Raw genomic sequence first — 13,673 nt, 5'->3', positions numbered from 1 at the left:
GGATTTCAGGCGGCCTTGTCCCATACAGGTGCCAGCCCGCCGGGGCTGACGATGCGTCCGCCCGGGGTGGCGAGCGAAAAGATCGCTGTCATCTCGTCGGCCGAAAGCTCGAAGTCGAAGACGTCGAAGTTTTCCGGCAGGCGCGACAGCGTCGCCGTCTTGGTCAGCGCCACCACACCGTCCTGCTGGACCAGCCAGCGCAGAACCACCTGTGCCGCCGTCTTGCCATGGCGTGCGCCGATCTGTTTGAGCACAGGATCGGAAATCACCTTGCCGTCGGCCATGGCGTAGTAGGCGGTGACGGACATGCCGGCCTTGCGCGCCGCTTCAAGCACCGGCGTCTGGTCGAGATAGGGATGATATTCGACCTGGTTGGTGACCAGCGGTGCTGTGCTCAGTCTCGCCGCCTCGGCCATCAGCGTCGTGTTGAAGTTGCTGACGCCGATATGGCGGACCTTGCCGGCGCTCCTGACCTCGTTGAGCGCGCCGATCTGCTCGGCCAGCGGCACGGCATCGTTCGGCCAATGCAGCAGCAACAGGTCGACATGGTCAGTCCGAAGCTTCCTCAGGCTCTCGTCGACTGACTTCACGAAGGCATCGTGCTGATATTTGTCGACCCACACCTTGGTGGCCAGGAAGATGTCCGAACGGGCGACGCCCGAACCTGCGATAGCCTCGCCGACCTCTGACTCGTTGCCATAGATCTGGGCGGTGTCGATGTGGCGGAAACCCCGCTTGATCGCTTCGGGCACCACTTTCAGGACTTCCGCGCCGGGCATGCGGAAGGTGCCGAAGCCCAAGGCCGGAATTGTCGCGCCATTGGCGGTAACGAATTTCATGATGTTCTCCTTGGTGGGGGCGGAAGGCTCCGCCATTAGTTAGGTCTCAGGTGCGGCCGATCAATCATCTCAAGCCGGCTGGCACAGTGGTTCGGCGCGCCGGTCAAGCGCGCCGCTCCACATGGTCAGGACAAATGCGCCTGAAACCAGCACGGCACCGACCCAAGGCGTGGCACCAAGGCCAAGCGGCGAAGCGACAACCAGGCCGCCTATCCAGGCGCCAAGGGCTATGCCGAGATTGAAGGCGGCGATGTTGAGCGCCGAGGCGACATCGACAGCGCCCGGCCGATGTTCCTTGGCCAGCTGCACGACATAAAGCTGCAGGCCGGGCACGTTGGCGAATGAGAGGAAGCCGAGGGCGGCAAGCGTCACCAGCGTCCACAAGGGCGAAATGGCCGTAAAGCTGAACAGGACGAGCACGGCGGCCTGCAGCGCAAACAGCACGGTCAGCGCCTTGACCGGATTGCGGTCGGCAATGCGGCCGCCGGCGATGTTGCCGACGGCGATGGCCAGGCCATAGAGCACCAGGATCAGGCTGACGCTGGAGGCCTGGAAGCCGGTGACCTGTTCGAGGATCGAGGCGAGGTAGGTGAAGGCAACGAAGGTGCCGCCATAGCCAAGTGCGGTCATGGCGAAGACCAGAAGCAACCGGCCGGAGCCGAGCACCCGGACCTGGTCGAGCAGGCTCGACGGTGTCGCTTTTTTCAGGTTCGAGGGCAGCAGGGCGGCGACGCCGGCAAAGGCGATGACGCCGAGCAAGGACACACCCCAGAAGGTGGCGCGCCAGCCGAATGTCTGGCCAATGAAGGTGCCGAGCGGCACGCCGGTGACGATCGCCACCGTCAGGCCCATGAACATCATGGCAATCGCCGAGGCGCGGCGGTTTTCCGGCACGAGGTCGGCGGCGATGGTCGCACCGACCGAGAAGAACACGCCATGCGCGAAGGCCGACAGCACGCGGGCGACGAGCAACATCTCGTAGCTGGAGCTCAGGGCCGCTGCGACGTTGCCCAGGATGAACAACGCCATCAGGCCGAGCAACAGCGGCTTGCGCTCGATGCGGCCGGTCAGCGCCGTGAGAACCGGCGCGCCGAAGGTGACGCCCAGTGCATAGACGCTGACGATCAGGCCGGCGAGCGGCAGAGTGATGTGGAGGTCCTGGGCCACCGTCGGCAACAGCCCGACGATGACGAATTCGGTTGTTCCGATGGCATAGGCCGCGATGGTGAGCGCGAAGATGGCAAGAGGCATGGCAGCACCGTTCCCGCCCGCTGACAGCGGGCACAGTTGAATTGGCGGCTTTGGCCGCAGTTGATCCGTGGCGGCAATATGGGGCGGTGGGACTTGCGCAATAATCCGCCATGATGGATCAATGCTTGTGAATTCAATTCACAAGAGGCACGTCATGGACAACCGCGCCGGCGAAATGGAGGCTTTCGTCCGGGCTGTTTCGCTCAAGAGTTTCTCCGCCGCCGGCCGCCAGCTCGGCCTGTCACCTTCAGCGGTCAGCAAGCTGATCACCCGCATCGAAGACAGGCTCAGCACGCGGCTTGTGGTCCGCTCGACGCGCAGCTTGCAGCTGACGCCGGAGGGCGAAATCTATCTCGAACGCGCGCGAAGCATCCTGGGGGAGATCGAGGAGGCCGAGCGCATCGTCGCCGGCGGGGCCAATGCTGTGCCGCGCGGGCCGCTCAGGGTCAGCGCTTCGGTTGCCTTCGGCGCCAGCCACGTCGTGCCGCACATGGCGGAGTTTCTGGCGCTTTATCCCGAGGTCGAACTCGACCTGTCGCTCACCGACAACGTCATCGACCTCTACGAAGAGCGCGCCGACGTCGCCATCCGCTCCGGCAAGCTGCGCGATTCCGCGCTCAAGGCGCGCAAGATCCTGGAGATCCGCCGCGTCGTTGTCGCATCGCCTGGCTATCTCGAAAAGCACGGCGTGCCGCAAACACCTGGCGATCTCGTCGGCCACAACTGCCTGCGCTTCAACTTCCTGCGCAACCGCGACGAGTGGATTTTTCGCGACCCGGCGACGGGCGAGAATTTCGCCCAGCGCATCGGCGGCAATCTGCTCGCCAACAACGGCCCGAGTCTGCGCCGGCTGTGCCTCGACGGCTTGGGCCTGATACGCTCCGGCCAGTTCCAGGTCCAGGCCGACATCGATGCCGGAACGCTGGTGCCGGTGCTCGAGGCCTATAATCCCGAAGACATCGAGATGATCCACGCGGTGTTTGCCGGCCACGGCCACCTTGCCGCGCGCATCCGCGCCTTCATCGATTTCCTCGCCGAAAAGACGCGCGGCGCCTGACGCCATTGCATCAGCGGGCACAGACACTATCTTCGAAGGGTGCAATTGTCCGCGCGAAAGGCTAAGGGCTGTTGATGCTCTCGATGGCAAAATTGAAGGTGGTTTTACTCGCGGCAGGCTTGATGCTTGCAGGCGCGCCGTCTGTCTTTGCGCTTGATCTGGCGGTTCAGCCCGTCCCCAATGTGCTGACGATACAGCCCATCCCCAATTTGAGGCTCAACGAGCTGCAAATACTGCAGAGCCGTCAGGATCGTCTGAACTACCAGTATCAGCAGCGCCAATTTCGCGAGCAGGACCGCCAGCAGGTCGTGCCGCAGCGGCCCGACGTGCCGGTTCTAAAGCCGAGCTGCCAGATTCAGCCTTTCGGCAACATTTTTCGCAACGTCTGCCGGTAGGGTTTCGCCCACACTGAGCTTGTCGAAGGGTGAGCCTGTCGAAGAGCTACTTCGCCGCCACCTGTTCGGCCAGGATCGTGTCGAGCCTGTCGTAGCCGGCCGCAACGCCCTTGGCCATGCCGATGGCGATGGCGCCGTCCCTGGCCTCGCGTGAGCTGTAGAGCATGGTGTTGACCGAGGTCGTCCGGCCGTCCTTTTCCGTCAGAACCAGCGTCGAGCACGCCTCGCCATCAGTCCAGTCCATGTCGAACAGCTCGACACTGACTATCTTTTCGGGCCGGAAGATTTCGCGGTAGGTGCCGGTCATGCCCATGTCGCCGCGGTCGTCCTCATGACGCCAGACGAAGCGGTATTTGCCGCCGACCTTCAGGTCGACCTCGCAGACGGCGAAGGACCAGCCGTCGGGTCCGGTCATCCAGCGCTTCAGCAGTGCCGGTATCGTCCAGCAGTCGAAGACCAGATCGCGTGGCGCGTCGAAGACACGCGTCATGGCGATCTCGCGGTCGCTTGGGGTCGTTATTTCCAGCCGGTGTGTCATCGTCCTCTCCCTTGGTATCGTCTCAGGCCTTGCCCTGGTTGGCCTGCAGATCGGCAAGCAGCGCGTCGAGGCGCTTGTAGTTGCCTTCCCAGACCTTTCGGTACTCATCGAGCCAGCCGGTCGCTTCGGCCAGCGCCTCGCCTTCGATGCGGCACGGCCTGCGCTGCGCGTCGCGGCCGCGCGAGATCAGCCCGGCGCGCTCCAGCACCTTGAGATGTTTGGAAATCGCCGGCTGGCTCATGGCGAACGGTTCGGCCAGGTCCATCACCGAAACTTCGCCCGACATCAGCCGCGCCAGGATCGCCCGCCGGGTCGGATCGGCAAGTGCCGTGAAGGTGGCATCGAGGCGTTCGGACGGCGTCATTTCATAACCCTCTTATTCTATAACAAGAAGGTTATATAGGGTGGCGGCGTCCGTCAAGCTTGGCGCAGGCGAAAAGGCGAGAGCAAGCCGCCTCCCTCCCCCTTGTGGGGAGGGATAAAGGGTGGGGGTCCCTTGGCGTGAGGTCGCTTCCCCCACCCTTGCGCCTCCCCACAAGGGGGGAGGGGTTCCTACGCCGCCTTGCGGGCCTTTTTCGCATGCACATTCTGGTTCATGCGGAAGACATTGTCGGGATCGTATTTGCTCTTCACCTCCAGAAGTCGGGCATAATTGCCGCCATAGGCGGCCTCGACCCGGTCGGCCTCGTCGCCGGGCATGAAGTTGATATAGGCGGTGCCCACTGCCTGCGGCTTGGTCGCCTCGTAGAGGTCGCGGGCCCAGCCCATGCAGGTCTTGTCCATCGACGCCTCGCGCCAGCGCGCATGCACGTTCATGACAAAATGCGAGTTGCGCTGCGGGAAGGCCGTGGCGTCCGTCGCCACCCGCCCGGCAGCACCGCCGACATGGCCGATGAAGATCTCGCATTCGGGCCCGGGCAAGGTCCGGATCGCCTTGTCGAGTATGTCGATCGTTGCATCCGGCAGCTCGATGAAGTCGTGGCTCTTCCAGTAGTTGCGCGCGCCGGGCTGCAGCAGCGGATCGAAGGCCGTCTGCCATCCGGTAAACGGGTTCGGCCCGACCACATCGACAATCGGTTTGCCGATGCCGCGCAAGGCGGCAGTCGCCTTTTCGCCGGCTTCAAGGTCGCCGCAATAGCACATGGCCAGCACCAGCACTTCCTTCCAGTGCCATTGCGCCGGCAGGAAGGGCAGGGGTGGCGCCTTGCGCATCACCGTCCAGCAGGTCAGTTCGTCGGGTGCGTCTTCCAGCACCTTTCGATATTGCTGGAGCACCGATTTCGCGTCGTCGAAGGGATGCACAACCAGCCCCGACAGCACCTGCGGGCCGAGCTTGTGCAGCTTGAACTCGAAGGCCGTCACCACGCCGAAATTGCCGCCGCCGCCGCGCAGCGCCCAAAACAGGTCGGGATGTTCGGCCGTGCTTGCCCGCACCAGCTCGCCGTCTGCCGTCACCACGTCAGCCGAAAGCAGGTTGTCGATGGTCAGGCCGAGCTTGCGCGTCGTCCAGCCGAAGCCACCGCCGAGCGTTAGGCCCGCGATGCCGGTGGTCGAGTTGATGCCTGTCGGCACTGCAAGAGCGAAGGCCTGCGTTTCCCTGTCGACGTCGGAAAGCAGCGCGCCCGGCTCGACCCAGGCCCGGCGTGCCACCTTGTCGACACGCACCGATTTCATCGGTGACAGGTCGATCATCAACCCGCCGTCGCAGACAGCGCTGCCGGCGATGTTGTGTCCGCCGCCGCGCACGGCGACCAGAAGCTTGTTTTCGCGTGCGAATTTGACCGCGGCGATGACATCGGCGGCGCCGACGCAGCGCACGATAAGGCCGGGCCGGCGGTCGATCATGGCGTTCCACACCGAGCGGGCCTCGTCATAGCCCTGGTCGCCGGCATGGAGAAGTTGACCGCGCAGGCTTGCGGCAAATGCCTCAAGCGCAGGTGCGCTGATCGTCGTCATGCCTCCTTCAAGTGTCGTGAGGTTCAAGTCGTTCATGATATGTTCCTCTCGTGGATGTCATGCCTCCTCTGTCACCGCAGCCGGCAATTGTGCGCCTCGCAACAAGGATGGACAAGAACAAGGACAGGCCTGTTGCTGAAAGTGATGGGGGCGGTGTCTCGTCGCCCGAAGCTGAGTGGTCGACTTCGCGCCTTGCCGCAGCACAGCCCAGCCTCCATAGTGCCAAACAACTCAGTTCGTTCCGTGCTTCGACGCGGCGTCATCGGAGACTTGACCAACGATGGGGCGTAATGGCAGCGGCATCGACAATCGGGCGCTGCATGGCAATTTGGGTCGACCTCGAGCCAGGCCGGGCATGCGCCGCATTGCATGTCGGGCCGCAACGGCCGCCTTTCTCTCAGCGAGCTTGCTTGCCGCCGATCGGGCACTTGCCGAAGACCGCATGCTGCTGCTCGACCGCGACGGCCTCGTCATCAGGGCGCATCTTCAGGCCGGCCTGAACGCGGTGGTCGAGCACAATCTGTTCTGGAATTTCGCTGACACCTTCGCGCCATCGGCGAACTTCAACCCCGACAAGCAGTGGCTGGAAGGCTATGTGAAGCCCGGCCTCAGCTTCATCAAGGAATTCGACAACGCTCCGACGGCCTATGGCAAGATCTCCGCGGTGGCCTCCGGCACGCTTGGCATCGACGCCTATGGCATCGGCGACACCGGCCGCATCACGCTTGAGGAGGGCTATCTCGGATTGCGCTCCGCCGATGCTGGCCGCAGTTCTTTCGACGTCTCGATTGGCCCGCGAGAATTCAAGGCGGGTACCGGGATGCTGATCGCCAATGGCGGCAACAGCGGTTTTGAGCGTGGCGCGCTCAAGTTCGGCCCGCGCAAGGCCTGGAAGATGGCGGCACTGGGCGAGGCTGGCTACGACGATTTCAACGGAACCGTGTTTTACCTCCAGCCCAACGAGTTGCCCGACACCAGCAGCAGCACCAAGCTCATCGGCGCGGATTTGCGCTATGACTGGCCGTCCATGGGTTCCTTTGCCGGCGTCACGCTTGGCCATGTTCTGGAGTCGACATCGCCTTACCCGCAGGCGGCTCCAAACGGGATAGGTGCGCCGACCATCCTGCCCGACGCGAGGCAGGGCCTGAACTTCGTCAATTTTTATGCCATTGGCACCCCGTTGCCGGACGTCTCCGAAAACTTCTTTGCCGGCGCCGAAATGGCCTATGAATGGAACAATGACATCGACATGCGGGCCTGGGCCGCCCGTGCCCATGTCGGATACACCTTTGCCGAGCTGTCGTGGTCGCCGACGATCGCGCTGTCATATCAGACATTTTCAGGCGACGACCCGTCGACCCCGAGGCTCGAGCGTTTCGACCCGCTTTTCTACGAAGGCAGCCCGAGCAACTGGTCGACCGGGTCGAAGTCGTCGATGGTGTTCATCAACTCCAATGTGAATTCATACCAGGTAAGTCTGCGCGTCACGCCGACCGAACGCGACACGTTCACGCTGCGCTACGCGCATATCCGCGCCAACGAATTGCTGAGCCCGATCCAGTTCGGGCAAGGCACGCGTGTCGAAACATCAGGTGGTGTGCCCAGCCCGGTTGCCGGTGTCACCAATCACCATCTCTCGGATGACATCTTTCTCGAATATAACCGCGTGCTGAATCCAAACACCTTTCTTACAGTCGGACTCAGCGCATCATTTCCTGGGCCGGGCATAGACTCGATCGTCAATGCCGATGCACCAACCTGGGCGGGAGCATTTGCCAATGTCGTCGTCAATTTCTGAAGTTCGCGCCGAAGCGCGGTGGGGCAGCTTTGCCGGCGTACTGGCATTGGCCATGGCAGCCGCCGTCGCGCTGTCGCCTTCGATCTCTCATGCCCAGGAGGGAAAAGTGCTGCCAGGCGAAGAGTCCGATCCCGTCAAGCTTGGCTGGATGGTCGGTTCGCCGCCGCCCGCCGACAAGATCATCCGCTTCACCGATCCCGACTATTTCTCCTTCCCCAAGATGCGCTGGACTGTCTGCCATTTTCGCCAGCTGATGCCGACGGTCAATGTCAGCCGCGGCCTTGGCGCGCCGGCGCCATTCGAACGCAAGATCGACGAGACCATCGACGCGGTGAAGTTCACGCCGCTCGGTGGCGGTGCTGCGATGACATGGGAGCAATCGCTGGCCGCCAATTATACCGACGGCATCGTTGTCCTGCATGACGGCAAGATCGTCTACGAGCGCTATTTCGGCTGCCTTGACGACGCCGGCCAGCACGGCGCGATGTCGGTCACCAAGTCGTTCACCGGCCTGCTCGGCGAGATGCTGGTGGCCGAGGGCAAGCTCGACGAAAACGCCAAGGTGGCGTCAGTCGTCCCCGAGCTTGCCAAGAGTGCCTTTGGCGACGCCACCGTCAAGCAGGTGCTCGAAATGACCACCGGCCTGCGTTACAGCGAGGACTACGCCGACCCCGACGCCGATGTCTGGGTCTATTCGGCCGCCGGCAGCCCGCTGCCCAAGCCCGACGACTACACCGGTCCGCGCAGCTATTTCGAATATCTCCAGACGGTGCTCAAGCAAGGCGAGCACGGCACGGCCTTCGGCTACAAGACCGTCAACACCGACGCGCTGGGCTGGATCATCGCGCGTGTCACCGGCAAGTCGGTTGCCGAGCTTTTGTCCGAGCGGATCTGGAGCAAGATGGGCGCCGAGCAGGACGCCTATTACACCGTCGATTCGACCGGCACGCCCTATGCTGGCGGCGGTCTCAATGCCGGCCTGCGCGACATGGCCCGTGCCGGCCAGCTGTTGCTCGACGACGGCGTCATCAACGGCCAGCGCCTGGTGCCCGAGGCGGCGATCGCCCGCATTCGCGCCGGCGGCGACAAGGCGGCATTCGAAAAGGCCGGCTATGCGCTGCTCAAGGGCTGGAGCTATCGCGGCATGTGGTGGATCTCAAACAACGACCACGGCGCCTATATGGCGCGTGGCGTGCATGGCCAGTCGCTCTATATCGACCCCAAGGCGCGCGTCGTCATCGCTCGCTTCTCGTCACATCCCACGGCGGGCAATGCCGCCAACGATCCGACCTCGCTGCCGGCTTACGAAGCGGTGGCGAAGCATTTGATGAAGTGAGACCTACACCACCGCCCGGCGATAGAGATGCCAGGTGGCGTGGCCGAGTATCGGCAGCACCACCAGTAGCCCAAGGAAGAACGGCAGGCAGGCGGCCAGCACCGTAAGCGTCACCACCAGCCCCCAGCCCAGCATGACCACCGGGCTCGCCAATACAGTGCGCACCGAGGTGATCATGGCGGTGATGAAATCGACCTCGCGGTCGAGCAGCATCGGGATGGAGATCACGGTGAGCGAAAACAGCACCAAAGCAAGGGCGGCACCGACGACATGGCCGACGCCCAGGAAGATCCAGCCCTCGCTTGTCGTCGTCACCACATGGACGAAGCGGTCGAGCGTGGCAAACGACATGCGCCCGAGGATCAGCGCGATCAACAGCCTGATCTGGTACATCCAGATCCAGAACACGAACAGCATGACAAAGGCCATCCACGACACCTCGCGCCGGCGCTGCGCCCATACAACCGCGAGCACTTCGCGCAGGCTCGGCGACTGCCCGGCCTCCAGCCGGCGGCTGACCTCGTAGAGGCCGACGGCCGCGAAAGGCCCGACCAGCGGAAAGCCGATGGCGAAGGGATAGATCAGCCAGGGCTCGTGCAGCACCACAAGCAGGACGGTGATCGCGATGCCGATGACGGCGAAGATCGCACCAATCAGAAGCCCGATCATCGGCCGGCGCGCAAAGTCCTTGGCCCCTTCGGCGAGGCTCGCCCGGATGTCGGCCACGCTGAGCGCCCGCACCTCCGGAAGCGTGCCCGGCCGCTTGCTGGGCTGTGCCGCCTTGTTCACATCGACCATCGCTTCCTCCCTCGCGTCGTCGCATTTTACCAGACCAAGCACGGCTTGGTGCAAAGTGTATTGATCAGGATCAAGGGCAGCAATCGCATGAAGTCCATGCATCATCCTCTCCTTGCGCGGGTTTTCGCGCAACACATCATGGCGAGGGCAATGCCGTCTGGGAAGAGCGATGCCAGCGCTGATCGGCCGCCGCGCCGGCCATCGGGCAAGAGTTCTTGCAATTCTGTAAAGTGACAACGCACAACCGGGCAGGTACTGGTAGCGTGTACAGCTATGGGGAGCACAATGGTTGCGCGGCGAAACTTCGCTTTCCTTGGTGCCGTCCTTGCGCTTTGGTCTGTATCGGCGCTTCTCACTGGAGCCAATGCCGCAACCGCATCGGTTTTCCTTGAAGACCAGACCTGGACCGAGCTGCGCGATCTCATCAGCGCTGGAACGACAACCATCATCGTGCCGATAGGCGGCACCGAGCAAAATGGCCCGGCCATGGCGCTCGGCAAGCACAATGTCCGGGTGAAATTTCTGGCCGAAAAGATTGCCGGGCGGCTGGGCAACGCGCTGGTTGCGCCCGTCATCTCCTATGTCCCGGAAGGCACCATCGACCCACCGAGCGCCCATATGAAATTTCCCGGTACGATCACCATCAGCGACAAGACGTTCGAGCAGCTGCTCGAATCCGCGGCCCGCAGCTTCAAACTGCACGGTTTCAAGACCATCGTGCTGATCGGCGACCATGGCAGCTACCAGGGCAACGAACGTGCGGTGGCCGAGCGCTTGAACGGCGAATGGCGCAAGACCCCGGTGCGGGTCTTTGCAGCGCTTGAATATTACAACGTCACCCAAAGCGCCTATGTCGACCAGCTGTTGTCTGCTGGCGCCAAACAATCTGAAATTGGAACGCATGCCGGGCTGGCCGACACATCGCTGATGCTTGCCATCGATCCATCGATGGTGCGCAAGGATCGCATTGCGGCGAGCCCGAAACTCAATGCAAGCGACGGCGTGTATGGGGGCGATCCGACGCGCTCGACGGCGGAGCTTGGCCAGCTTGGCGTCGACCTGATCGTGACCGGAACAACCGAGGCGATCCGTACCTTCGTCGCAAAGCAGCCGAAATGACCAGAGCGCTCAAGCATTTCATGGCCGCGCCGCTCGTGCTGTTTGTCCTGGCAAGTGCCGCTTCGGCCGGGTCCTGCCCGGAAGATTGCAGCGCGCCCCCGCCCGGCCGCATCGACATCTATAGCGCAACAACGTCCGGCCATCTGAGCCCCGCGACGTCAGGCGCGCTGGCCCGCGTCTATGTCCCCAATCATTCGTCCAACAGCGTGTCGGTGATCGATCCGGTCACGCTCAAGGAAGTCGACAGGTTCAAGGTCGGGCTCGCGCCGCAGCACGTCGTTCCCTCGTGGGACCTGAAGACGCTGTGGGTCACCAACAATGCCAGCAACACGAGCAAGGGCAGCCTGACGCCCATCGATCCGAAAACCGGCAAGCCGGGCAGTGCCGTGCCGGTCAATGATCCCTACAACATGTATTTCATGCCGGACGGCAGTTCGGCGATCATTGTCGATGAATCCCTGAAGCGGCTCGAGTTGCGCGATCCGCAAACCATGGCGCTGAAATCGGTCATCGCGACGCCGACCTGCCACGGCATCAATCATGCCGATTTCGCCGCCGACAATTCCTACGCGATATTTACCTGCGAGTTTGGCAACGGCGGTCTGGTCAAGGTCGATCTGCAGAACCAAAAGGTCCTGGGCAGCCTCGCTTTGTCGAGACCGGGCATGCCGCAGGACATCCGGCTTTCGGCCGACGGCAAGGTCTTTTATGTCGCCGACATGATGAATGACGGCGTCTTTTTGGTCGATGGGGACAGCTTTACCGAAATCGGCTTCATCGCCACCGGCCTTGGGGCGCACGGCTTTGCCGTCAGCCGCGATGGCACGAGGCTTTACGTGGCAAACCGTGGTTCGCATCAGATGGAGAACTCCCATCCAAGGGGACAGGGCAGCGTCAGCGTCATCGACTTCGCGACCCGTTCGGTCGTGGCGCAATGGCCCGTTCCAGGCGGCGGCAGCCCGGACATGGGCAATGTCAGCGCCGATGGCAAGCAATTGTGGCTGTCCGGCCGCTTCGACAGCGAGGTCTACATGTTCGACACCACCACCGGTGCGGCCGTGAAGATCCCCGTTGGCGTGGAACCGCACGGCCTGACGGTCTGGCCGCAGCCTGGCAGGTACTCGCAGGGCCATACCGGCAACATGCGCTGAGCAGCACTGGCCTTTATGCCAGAGACCGCCGATCGCGCTGACAGGACGTTCACGCCGTGCGCCCGGGAGGCTATAGCTGGGCAAAGCCCTCCTGTTGGATCTCGCCCAAGGATTCTCCCCCCATGACCGACATGACCGACATCATGACCACCGACACCGTGCTCGACCGCTTCCTCCGCTACGTCGTCATCGACACCCAGTCCGACGCAAGTTCTTCGACCCAGCCCTCGACCGAAAAACAGAAGAACCTCGGCCGCCTGCTCGTCGACGAGCTGCTGGCGATCGGCCTCAACGACGCTCATCTCGATGAGCACGGCTATGTCTACGCCACGGTGCCGGCCAATACCGACAAGCAGGTGCCGGTGATCTGCTTTTGCTCGCACATGGACACCGCGCCCGATTTCACCGGCACCAACGTCAAGCCGCAGCTGGTGCGCAACTATGCCGGCGGTGACATCCAGCTTTCGGGCGACCCGCAGCAAATCATCCGCGTCACTGACCATCCCGAGCTCGCCAACCAGATCGGCAACGACATCGTCACCACCGACGGCACAACGCTGCTCGGCGCCGACGACAAGGCCGGCATCGCCGAGATCATGACTGCGGCACAGTTCCTCATCGCCAATCCCGACATCAAACACGGCACCATCAAGCTCCTGTTCACCGCCGACGAGGAGATCGGCCGCGGCGTCGACAAGGTCGACTTCAAGAAGCTGGGCGCCACATTCGCCTACACCATGGACGGCGAGACCGCCGGCCATATCGAAGACGAGACCTTTTCGGCCGACGGCGTCGAGATCGCCATTTCGGGCGTTGCCATCCATCCCGGCTTCGCCAAGGGCCGCATGGAAAACGCCATCAGGATCGCCGGCGCCATCGTCGACCGGCTGCCCAAGGAGCTTGCGCCCGAAACCACCGAGGGCCGCGAGGGCTTCGTCCACCCCACCGCTTTGTCGGGCTCGATGGAAAAGGCCTCGCTCAGCCTGATTGTCCGCGACTTCACCGACGAAGGCCTCGCCACGAAGGAAAAGATGCTCGAAGACATCGTCAAAGACGTCATGAAGGCCTATCCCGGCTCGACCTATGCCTTTGCGGTCAAGCAGCAGTACCGCAACATGAAAAAGGTGCTCGACCGCCACCCCGAGATCGTCGAAAACGCGCTCGAAGCCGTCCGCCGTGCCGGCATGGCGCCGGTGCGCGGCAGCATCCGCGGCGGCACCGACGGCTCGCGCCTGTCCTTCATGGGCCTGCCATGCCCCAACATCTTCGCCGGCGGCCACGCCTTCCACTCCCCCCTCGAATGGGTCAGCCGCCAGGACATGGAAAAGGCGGTGAAGACGATCGTGGAACTGGCGCGGGTGTGGGAGGAGAGGGCGTAGGGGTTTCTGGACTGACAGCTAACGAGAAAGCTGTAGGAAATAGTTGCCGCTCATAT

At 63.0% G+C, this 13,673-nt stretch carries 13 protein-coding genes; 7 read left to right on the top strand and 6 right to left on the bottom strand.

Translation table 11 applies throughout. The features are described from left to right. Positions 1-5 precede the first annotated feature (5 nt). Together AC1RTB_RS12635 and AC1RTB_RS12630 are read right to left on the bottom strand one after the other, a co-directional pair. A complete protein-coding gene (locus AC1RTB_RS12635; RefSeq protein WP_492878581.1) occupies positions 6-839 on the bottom strand; it encodes an aldo/keto reductase in 834 nt (277 codons plus the stop codon). 69 nt (positions 840-908) lie between these two features. Continuing rightward, a complete protein-coding gene (locus AC1RTB_RS12630) occupies positions 909-2,090 on the bottom strand; it encodes an MFS transporter (RefSeq protein ID WP_492878583.1) in 1,182 nt (393 codons plus the stop codon). Between the two features lie 154 nt (positions 2,091-2,244). Between AC1RTB_RS12630 and AC1RTB_RS12625 the strand changes: the two genes are divergently transcribed. Together AC1RTB_RS12625 and AC1RTB_RS12620 are read left to right on the top strand one after the other, a co-directional pair. Next, positions 2,245-3,147 (top strand): LysR substrate-binding domain-containing protein, encoded by a 903-nt coding sequence (locus AC1RTB_RS12625; RefSeq protein ID WP_492878585.1) that lies wholly within the window; start codon positions 2,245-2,247, stop codon positions 3,145-3,147. A gap of 83 nt (positions 3,148-3,230) precedes the next feature. After that, entirely contained in the window at positions 3,231-3,542 is a 312-nt protein-coding gene (locus AC1RTB_RS12620; protein ID WP_492878587.1) for a hypothetical protein, read from the top strand. Between the two features lie 46 nt (positions 3,543-3,588). On the opposite strand, the gene AC1RTB_RS12615 is transcribed toward AC1RTB_RS12620, so the two are convergent. The 3 genes from AC1RTB_RS12615 to AC1RTB_RS12605 form a co-directional block, all read right to left on the bottom strand. Further along, complete coding sequence (locus tag AC1RTB_RS12615) at positions 3,589-4,080, bottom strand: SRPBCC family protein (RefSeq protein ID WP_492878589.1); 492 nt, start codon at positions 4,078-4,080, stop codon at positions 3,589-3,591. 22 nt (positions 4,081-4,102) lie between these two features. Continuing rightward, complete coding sequence (locus tag AC1RTB_RS12610; RefSeq protein WP_109574106.1) at positions 4,103-4,444, bottom strand: ArsR/SmtB family transcription factor; 342 nt, start codon at positions 4,442-4,444, stop codon at positions 4,103-4,105. 188 nt (positions 4,445-4,632) lie between these two features. Then, positions 4,633-6,072 carry an FAD-binding oxidoreductase gene (locus tag AC1RTB_RS12605; RefSeq protein ID WP_492878591.1) on the bottom strand — a complete coding sequence of 480 codons (1,440 nt, stop codon included), beginning with the start codon at positions 6,070-6,072 and terminating at the stop codon, positions 4,633-4,635. Between the two features lie 319 nt (positions 6,073-6,391). Between AC1RTB_RS12605 and AC1RTB_RS12600 the strand changes: the two genes are divergently transcribed. Both AC1RTB_RS12600 and AC1RTB_RS12595 read left to right on the top strand, forming a co-directional pair. Further along, positions 6,392-7,834, top strand: coding sequence for an alginate export family protein (locus AC1RTB_RS12600; protein WP_492878593.1), 1,443 nt, complete (start codon positions 6,392-6,394; stop codon positions 7,832-7,834). Between the two features lie 148 nt (positions 7,835-7,982). Next, positions 7,983-9,170, top strand: coding sequence for a serine hydrolase domain-containing protein (locus AC1RTB_RS12595; RefSeq protein WP_492879016.1), 1,188 nt, complete (start codon positions 7,983-7,985; stop codon positions 9,168-9,170). 3 nt (positions 9,171-9,173) lie between these two features. On the opposite strand, the gene AC1RTB_RS12590 is transcribed toward AC1RTB_RS12595, so the two are convergent. Then, entirely contained in the window at positions 9,174-9,968 is a 795-nt protein-coding gene (locus AC1RTB_RS12590) for a DUF2189 domain-containing protein (RefSeq protein ID WP_492878595.1), read from the bottom strand. Positions 9,969-10,253: 285 nt separating this feature from the next. Here AC1RTB_RS12590 and AC1RTB_RS12585 point away from each other — a divergent pair, with 285 nt between their 5' ends. The 3 genes from AC1RTB_RS12585 (at position 10,254) to pepT (ending at position 13,617) form a co-directional block, all read left to right on the top strand. After that, entirely contained in the window at positions 10,254-11,087 is an 834-nt protein-coding gene (locus AC1RTB_RS12585) for a creatininase family protein (RefSeq protein WP_492878597.1), read from the top strand. Continuing rightward, on the top strand, positions 11,084-12,238 hold the full coding sequence (locus tag AC1RTB_RS12580) for a YncE family protein (protein ID WP_492878599.1): 1,155 nt from the start codon (positions 11,084-11,086) through the stop codon (positions 12,236-12,238). Before AC1RTB_RS12585 ends, AC1RTB_RS12580 begins: the two co-directional genes overlap by 4 nt. Before the next feature lie 131 nt (positions 12,239-12,369). Further along, a complete protein-coding gene (gene pepT, locus AC1RTB_RS12575) occupies positions 12,370-13,617 on the top strand; it encodes a peptidase T (RefSeq protein ID WP_492879018.1) in 1,248 nt (415 codons plus the stop codon). Positions 13,618-13,673: the final 56 nt, after the last annotated feature.

It is taken from the genome of Aminobacter sp. GW821-FHT11F06, from assembly GCF_058808215.1.
The sequence above is the reverse complement of the archived record's forward strand: the minus strand, read 5'-3'. Positions and strand labels throughout refer to the sequence as shown.

Coding starts and splice junctions, on each gene's coding strand:
- AC1RTB_RS12635 (WP_492878581.1), bottom strand. CDS start 839: ATGAAATTCGTTACCGCCAATGGCGCGACAATTCCGGCCTTGGGCTTC.
- AC1RTB_RS12630 (WP_492878583.1), bottom strand. CDS start 2,090: ATGCCTCTTGCCATCTTCGCGCTCACCATCGCGGCCTATGCCATCGGA.
- AC1RTB_RS12625 (WP_492878585.1), top strand. CDS start 2,245: ATGGACAACCGCGCCGGCGAAATGGAGGCTTTCGTCCGGGCTGTTTCG.
- AC1RTB_RS12620 (WP_492878587.1), top strand. CDS start 3,231: ATGGCAAAATTGAAGGTGGTTTTACTCGCGGCAGGCTTGATGCTTGCA.
- AC1RTB_RS12615 (WP_492878589.1), bottom strand. CDS start 4,080: ATGACACACCGGCTGGAAATAACGACCCCAAGCGACCGCGAGATCGCC.
- AC1RTB_RS12610 (WP_109574106.1), bottom strand. CDS start 4,444: ATGACGCCGTCCGAACGCCTCGATGCCACCTTCACGGCACTTGCCGAT.
- AC1RTB_RS12605 (WP_492878591.1), bottom strand. CDS start 6,072: ATGAACGACTTGAACCTCACGACACTTGAAGGAGGCATGACGACGATC.
- AC1RTB_RS12600 (WP_492878593.1), top strand. CDS start 6,392: ATGCGCCGCATTGCATGTCGGGCCGCAACGGCCGCCTTTCTCTCAGCG.
- AC1RTB_RS12595 (WP_492879016.1), top strand. CDS start 7,983: ATGGTCGGTTCGCCGCCGCCCGCCGACAAGATCATCCGCTTCACCGAT.
- AC1RTB_RS12590 (WP_492878595.1), bottom strand. CDS start 9,968: ATGGTCGATGTGAACAAGGCGGCACAGCCCAGCAAGCGGCCGGGCACG.
- AC1RTB_RS12585 (WP_492878597.1), top strand. CDS start 10,254: ATGGTTGCGCGGCGAAACTTCGCTTTCCTTGGTGCCGTCCTTGCGCTT.
- AC1RTB_RS12580 (WP_492878599.1), top strand. CDS start 11,084: ATGACCAGAGCGCTCAAGCATTTCATGGCCGCGCCGCTCGTGCTGTTT.
- pepT (WP_492879018.1), top strand. CDS start 12,370: ATGACCGACATCATGACCACCGACACCGTGCTCGACCGCTTCCTCCGC.